The 6,795-nt window shown below is 52.2% G+C and carries 9 protein-coding genes; 7 read left to right on the forward strand and 2 right to left on the reverse strand.

The window, feature by feature from the left end; all coding sequences use genetic code 11:
* Positions 1–3: 3 nt before the first annotated feature.
* The 5 genes from ABHU32_RS04665 to ABHU32_RS04685 all read left to right on the forward strand — a co-directional run bounded on the left by ABHU32_RS04665 (position 4) and on the right by ABHU32_RS04685 (position 3,260).
* Positions 4–723, forward strand: a complete 720-nt coding sequence (locus ABHU32_RS04665; protein ID WP_346979164.1) for an IspD/TarI family cytidylyltransferase — start codon at positions 4–6, stop codon at positions 721–723.
* The gene (locus tag ABHU32_RS04670) at positions 707–1,786 is read left to right on the forward strand and encodes an NAD-dependent epimerase/dehydratase family protein (RefSeq protein WP_346979165.1); all 1,080 of its coding nucleotides are present in this window, start codon (positions 707–709) and stop codon (positions 1,784–1,786) included. Before ABHU32_RS04665 ends, ABHU32_RS04670 begins: the two co-directional genes overlap by 17 nt.
* Positions 1,786–2,346 (forward strand): serine O-acetyltransferase, encoded by a 561-nt coding sequence (locus tag ABHU32_RS04675; protein ID WP_346979166.1) that lies wholly within the window; start codon positions 1,786–1,788, stop codon positions 2,344–2,346. Before ABHU32_RS04670 ends, ABHU32_RS04675 begins: the two co-directional genes overlap by 1 nt.
* A gap of 119 nt (positions 2,347–2,465) precedes the next feature.
* Positions 2,466–2,696 (forward strand): hypothetical protein, encoded by a 231-nt coding sequence (locus ABHU32_RS04680; RefSeq protein ID WP_346979167.1) that lies wholly within the window; start codon positions 2,466–2,468, stop codon positions 2,694–2,696.
* 207 nt (positions 2,697–2,903) lie between these two features.
* A complete protein-coding gene (locus tag ABHU32_RS04685; RefSeq protein ID WP_346979168.1) occupies positions 2,904–3,260 on the forward strand; it encodes a hypothetical protein in 357 nt (118 codons plus the stop codon).
* A gap of 539 nt (positions 3,261–3,799) precedes the next feature.
* Here the strand turns inward: ABHU32_RS04685 and ABHU32_RS04690 are convergent.
* Both ABHU32_RS04690 and ABHU32_RS04695 read right to left on the reverse strand, forming a co-directional pair.
* Complete coding sequence (locus tag ABHU32_RS04690) at positions 3,800–4,576, reverse strand: RICIN domain-containing protein (protein ID WP_346979169.1); 777 nt, start codon at positions 4,574–4,576, stop codon at positions 3,800–3,802.
* Positions 4,577–4,885: 309 nt separating this feature from the next.
* A complete protein-coding gene (locus ABHU32_RS04695) occupies positions 4,886–5,746 on the reverse strand; it encodes a hypothetical protein (RefSeq protein WP_346979170.1) in 861 nt (286 codons plus the stop codon).
* 264 nt (positions 5,747–6,010) lie between these two features.
* Between ABHU32_RS04695 and ABHU32_RS04700 the strand changes: the two genes are divergently transcribed.
* Positions 6,011–6,352: a hypothetical protein gene (locus ABHU32_RS04700; RefSeq protein WP_346979171.1), complete on the forward strand. Its 342-nt coding sequence runs from the start codon at positions 6,011–6,013 to the stop codon at positions 6,350–6,352.
* Between the two features lie 255 nt (positions 6,353–6,607).
* Positions 6,608–6,724, forward strand: coding sequence for an AAA family ATPase (locus ABHU32_RS10075; protein WP_430393429.1), 117 nt, complete (start codon positions 6,608–6,610; stop codon positions 6,722–6,724).
* The last annotated feature ends 71 nt before the right edge of the window (positions 6,725–6,795 follow it).

Consider the following 6,795-nt stretch of genomic DNA (forward strand, 5'->3'; position numbering starts at 1 on the left):
TTCATGAACGTGGCAATCATCATCGCGGGCGGTGTAGGCTCGCGTATGGGGCAAGAGATCCCCAAACAGTTCATCAATGTTGGCGAGAAGCCCGTCATCGTCTACACTCTCGAGGCTTTTCAGGAGCACCCGCTTGTGGATGCCATTGAGGTCGTATGCCTAGCCGGCTGGGAGCAGGTCTTACGCGCCTATGCAAGGCAGTACAAAATTGACAAGCTGAAGTGGGTAGTCAAAGGCGGTGCCTCTGGTCAGGAGTCTATCCGCAACGGAGTGTACAACTTTGAGGGTGTGCTTGCCGAAGATGACATTTGCATCGTTCACGACGGCGTGCGCCCCATGCTCGACCCAGAGGTTATCACCGACGTCGTCCGCGTGGCTAAGGAGCGCGGCAACGCCGTCACAAGCATGCCTTACAACGAGCAGATTTTCCTTGTGGACAAGAAGGATTCCGCCACCACTACGCAGTACATCCCCCGCGAGACGCTTCGTCGTGTGTCTACACCGCAGGCCTACCGTTTTGGGCTCCTCGACTCCAAATATCACGAGGCTTTTGAGAAAGGTGTCGGAATCGACGGCTCCAACTACACGAACACAATGATGGTCCAGCTGGGCGTGAGGCTCAACTTCGCCGTCGGGTCGGACCGCAACATCAAGCTCACCACGCCGGAAAACCTCGAGTTCTTCCGCGCATGGGCGACGGAGAGGGATGCCCGCGTTGAATAGGCTCAAATGCCCAGAGTATATCGCCGACGTTGACAAAGTTTGCTCGCTTCCCCTGCCATGGGAGAAGCTCGCGAATAAAACGGTCGTCATCTCCGGTGCGACCGGTTTGATCGGGACCTTCCTCGTCGACGTTCTGATGCGCAAGAACGACATTGATGGGGCGCGGTGTAGCGTCATCGCTTTGGGGCGCAACATCGAGAAAGCGCGCTCGAGACTGGCGTACTTCGGTCGAGACCACTTCTCGTTTGAGGAGGGCTCCGTTGCTGCGATAGGTTACAGCCCTGCCGCCCCCGCGGACTACGTTTTGCACCTAGCGAGCTCCACTCACCCGCGCCAGTACGCTACCGATCCCATCGGCACCATCCGAGCCAACGTGGACGGCTTACAGAATCTCCTAAGCTATTCAGCCGAATGCGGTGCTAGGCTACTCTTTGCCTCATCGGTCGAGATTTATGGCCAGAACCGCGGTGACGTGGAACGTTATGATGAAAAGTACTGCGGGAACATCGACTGCAACACTCTTCGCGCCTGCTATAACGAATCAAAACGACTGGGCGAGGCTATGTGTCAAGCTTACCGTTCGCAGAAGGGGGTCGAGGCCGTTATCGCGCGCATCGCGCGCGTCTACGGGCCCACACTACTGCCCGATGATTCCAAGGCACTCTCCCAGTTCCTGCATCGCTCGCTTGCCGGCGAGGACGTTGTACTCAAGAGCGAGGGGACGCAGAAGTTCTCTTACCTGCACGTCGCAGACGCCGTGTCTGGTCTGCTTCATATACTGCTCCTTGGTATCGACGGGGAAGCCTACAACCTCGCAGATAGGGGATCCGATGTAATGTTGAAGGATCTTGCGGGACTTGTAGCTAAAGCCAGTGGTGTTAAAGTTGTATTCAAATTTCCTGACGCTCAGGAGGCGGCAGGGTACTCTAAGGCCACGCTTGCGCTGATGGATGGAAACAAGGCACGTAACGAACTTGGTTGGTCTGCGCGCATGGGCATCTCCGAAGGCATATCAAGAACGCTTTGTGTTCTCCGCTCACTCAATAATCCTGGGGGATGCTGATGGGCGCAAAGACGATTTGGCATGGCTTCAGAAATATGGTTTTCGGAAGGTACGATGACGATAAGTTTTGGAGAAGGCGACACGCCCTTCTTACCGGAAGTGCCCGGGGTATCCGCAAAACTTATTATTCGTTGTATGTTCACCACGAGATGCGCAGGAGCTTTGCGGATATCATGCCTGGATGGAGCGACGATGCTTCATGCGTGTGCGAGAATTTTTTGGCGCCACCCAATATCACTGCGCACGGCATCAACGGTATAGTCATTGCGGGGGGAGCAACCATAGGGCGAAATGTGACCATCTTTCACCAAGTAACTATAGGACGCAGCAGAGGGAAAGCTCCCGTTATTGGTGATAATGTCTTCATCGGTCCCGGCGCCAAGATTTTCGGAGGAATTCGCGTTGGTAATAACGTCAAGATCGGAGCAAACTGCGTTGTGTTCGAAGACGTACCCGATAACTCGACGGTTGTTCTCGATAAACCGCGAATTATTGAACATAAGCAGCCTTCACCTTATATCGTTGCCGAGGAAGGCGAGTATAAACCTCGCGAGTGGTAGACATATGGAAGTTTGTATACCAATGCCAACTCGCTCCGATGCGACTGGAGACAAACACGCTTTCCTTGTTATGGCTCATAAGGACAATGAGGTTCTTCACACCCTGATGAGAGCCCTCGATGATTAACGAAACGGCATCTTCATCCATATGGATGCAAAAAAGCGGATGGAAAGAAAATCGCTTGTTGGTTTCTGTCAGTAAGACGGGGATCTTTTTAATTCCTCGTATCAGAGTCACTTGGGGCGCGTATTCGCAAATTGCCTGTGAACTCAGCTTTCTCAACTCCACAGTTGCAAAGGGACACTATTCCTATTCTCACATTTTGAGCGGTCAAGATCTTTCTATTTAAAGTCAGGACCAGATTCACTCATTCTTTGACTCTTGTGGAAATAAAGCGTCCATTCGCTTCGAAAACCACAACAGGGACTATCGGAGAAGAATCGGTGAGCATGTTATCTAGAATACTTTCGGGATAAGCAAATCTCAGGTTTTCTTACGAAAGATGGATGGCCTTCTATCGAGTCTTTTGCAGTGTTTTAGGAAGCCTGCTAGAGACTTGGAATTGATGAAAGTTGACAACTGGTTTTCAATCACCGTTGGCCTCGCTCGTTACCTTGTCAAGAATGCCTCGTCGATACGTTCGGTTTTCTGGGATTCTATGTGCGGCAATGGAATCTTCCTGCAAACTGAGGTTTGGGATGCGGGGAGTAGATTTAGATGCTTTCGAGCCCCCGGCGCTCAAAGGGATGATGCGATAATGCGGCTTATCGATTGGGGTGCGGATGAGTCACCCCGTGTGTCGGGAATTGCAGACTTAGAACTCATCAGGAATTCAAGAATGATGTTCGCGCGCAAATTCGATTCAGAAATCGATAGCGATATCGTCAAAGCTATTGAATCAATGGTTGGATAGATCTTTTTTCTAACAGTTTAAATAGCAGTTTATGATTCGGCGGTCGCATGGCCCCCGAATGCTATGCTCTTCAGCCAAATAGAGAATATGCCCGAATGCTCACCCGAATCTATATTTATCGACAATTCCTTCGGTTGACACTCGGGTGAATGGAACAGATGGATATGAAAGGAGAGACCCCTCGAGATGCTCGCGACGGGTCGCTCCGCCGACGAGCTCCCGTTGTTCGGCGAGGATGTCGACAAAGAAACTGCCGCTCATGAGTGAGAAGATTCGTCCCTCTAATGGGCATTGCTCTTGAGCGCTCCGCAAGCCGCCCGTGTCGGGATGCTCTTCTTCACGTCCAAGCGCCTCGCGCCCCAGTTGAGTACGAGGCCGAGCTGTGCGGCGCCAACAGCAAGACCATCTCCGAATGGCGGAACCGCCTGCTCGCCATGGCAGCCGGGCACTTGGACCGGAAAGGTAGGGCTCCATATCCAGATGGCTGACGCGATTCACGCTACTTGGAGCGGGTAAAGTAACACGCGCTATCTTACCCGTTAAATCCTTATTTCATTGATTAGGGTTGATTTGTCTAATCTAACCTTATCAGTTTTATTTGCTATAGACACTAGCTTCCAGCCCTGCGCGGAGGCTCCGCTTGCCGTGAAGATGCGCACGTTTGTGTCGTCCGAAGTGGAGACCCATTTCGCGTTGAGGGCCAGGCTGGGGTTGCCCGCTGAATCTATCGCGTATGCGCCGTCCTCGCGCGCCTCTATTACCCATCTCTGGGCGGCGGTGCCGTTCCTGGAAAACTGCTGGACGTTAGCCCCCGAGGAGAAGTTGGCGCTCTTCACGTCGAGTGCTAGGCCGGTCCCGGAGCAAACGATCTTGTACGCGCCGACCCTGCTGTCATAGGTGAGTCTGAAGCGCCCAGCTCCGGACCCGTTGCGCTTCCAGAGCTGGGCGTTCGCTCCGTTCTCCGGCGAACAGCCCGAGATGTCTAGCATCGTCATGCTCGACCCGGCTTTTTCTATCTCGTACTCACCGTCGGGGACGGTTTGTTCCGGTTTTGCTGCCTCACCTTGGTATGTGCTTTTGAAGTCATACTTTGCGGTCCACTTGTTGCTTGATGTCATGGTGACGTTGGAAGCGGCGGAGAGGTAGGCCTTGGTGTCGCCTGCCTTCCACTCGCGTTGATTCATGGCGCAGACGATAATGCCGTTCTGGATGCCGCTGATGCTGGGCGGGAAGGACTGGTTGTCGGCATCGATAGAGAAGCCCTCATCGCGAACGTCAAGGTGTTTCTGAATTCGTTCGACATACCTGCGGCCCACTCATCAGCCTTACCATTACGTATAAAGTAGTTATCTTTAAGACTGGTAGAACGTGTAGCGTAGCTGTCGGCGGTATAAATATTTTCATGCCCCGGATGCGCGATTGCCATGAGCTCGTCGGTGAGGCAGCAGTACAAATGACGCTGATCTAAATCGCCGTAGAAGTTATCGGACATATCGTACCAGGTGCAGTCAACCTGATACCATTCGTCATCGAGCTTGACCGCATTCCACGTGTGCCCATCATAGGCATCGCGGGTTTCGGCGTTTTCTATACCTGCGGCGGAAAGTAGTTTCGCATACGCTGATTCATAGGCTTGACACGTCCCAAGCCCCCCTCGTAAGAGCGCTTTCTGCCGAAGACCACTTGAGCGAATTGTCGTACTCAAGCTGATCGAGAAGCCAGTCGTGAAGATAGAAAGCCATTTCGTATTCAGAACCATCTGTCTTTTGCTTGGCCTGCGACACTGCTTTATTGACAATGCTCGCAACGCTGGGATACGCATCATCTGCAACCTGGATATACGAGTTGGTGCGCAAGTAGTAAACGCCCGACGCCTTGTCCATGAGGTAAAAGCGGAAGTTATATGATCCGGTAGCCGTCGTTGTGAACGTAAAGTCGTGGCTAGCGCACGCGTCGGTGAACTTTGTCCACTCTCCGCGGCTTGGGTCGGCGACCGACTCGTAGGCATACTCATTGGGGTTGGAGTAAGAGGGCGCATCCATGCGGAAAAGATAGCTGCCACTGCCACCTGTTGCGCTCACGTGGAAAGTCGTTGGCTGTCCAAGTACTGGATCGTTCCATTCGACGGTGAGGGTGACACTGCCGCTTGTGGCGCTATCGCTGTGCTGATATCCACTTACTGCGGCCTTTGTGGATTGTTCCGAATCGGGCGACATGTCGGAAGCTAGGGAAACCCGAGGTTCCACCTGAGGTGCAATTGGATTCGCGAGATCTGAATCATTTTTGATGGACTCATTGCCGATCTCGCCTGTATCGATGTCGCCTGTCATGCTGCCGCCCAAATTGTCCGCTGCGCCAGTCTCAGACTGCTCCAAGGTGTTTTCTTGGCGCCGTTCTTCTTCCGCTATAACCCTTACAGGTATTGCTGCACTAAGCATAGATACGCAAAGAACTGCGCAGAGCGAGCGGTAAAAGACTCGTTTCATAGCGGTGCTTCTCGATAAGGTGGGCGCCAAGGCCCGGAGGCGGCGCCAGGCCAACACTCTGTGTATATGTAAGTGATGTTATTTTACGGTAACACTAGTCAACAACTGCGAACTTTTTGCACAAAGTTGGGGAGGGGAGGGGGTGCTAGGTGCACCTCGAATCGGCAACGAACTCGTATCGAAGGCTATAGTTGGTTATTTTGGATGTAAAATCACAAAACAAGCCGGTTTACAACGGGTTATTAATTTGGTTGGGAGCCAAAGATGGTGGATGAATCTATTCTTGTCTCGATTCTTGATTCAGTTGCGTCAATGCTTCCCTCCCTAGTCGGCACCCTGATTGGCGGCGGCGTAACACTGCTCGCTACGCGTATGACTATCAGGCACCAAAACGAGCTTGAAGACAAGAAAAGAAGGTTAACGCTTGAGGACGATTGGCGACAATACGAAAGGGAGAACCTGACACGTCTTCAAGAGACGATTCAGCACAGTATGCGCGCAAACGCTAAGTGCTATTCCCAAATGCTGGAGTATGCCGCGACCGGAAGAAATTATATCGAGGCGATTATTGACGCAATTATTCTGAAGCTCAGCGGCATTATTTAGAGGATATCCTTCTACTCAGCGCACGTTTACCTGGAGATGACCTGAACGACGCCATGACTTTGTACCGAGAGAAAACGCGCCGAGTGACGCTTGAGTCGCATAGCGAATCACAGCTGAATGCTGCAATGAACGAACTTTTAATTCAGTATGACGCATGTATGGCGCTTGTGGGTCAAAGACTTCGGCGATGCGTGGGCGGCAATGAATAAATAATTGCCTGAAACTAAAAGGGATAATTGCGGCGGTGGTTTAATCATGAAAATCGAAAAAGTTCATATCAAGGGTTTCCGCAACTTCGACGACGTTGTTGTTGAGCTTGGAGAAAAGACTCTTATTTTCGGGCCTAACGATTCGGGGAAGACAAACTGTTAGCGCCGGGCGATTTTAGCCGCTAATAGTCAAACGATTTTGACCAATCCCGGTCACCGAATAATGGCCACCGT

The sequence above is a fragment of the Collinsella aerofaciens genome, from assembly GCF_039758965.1.
GTDB classification, from domain to species: domain Bacteria; phylum Actinomycetota; class Coriobacteriia; order Coriobacteriales; family Coriobacteriaceae; genus Collinsella; species Collinsella aerofaciens_BR.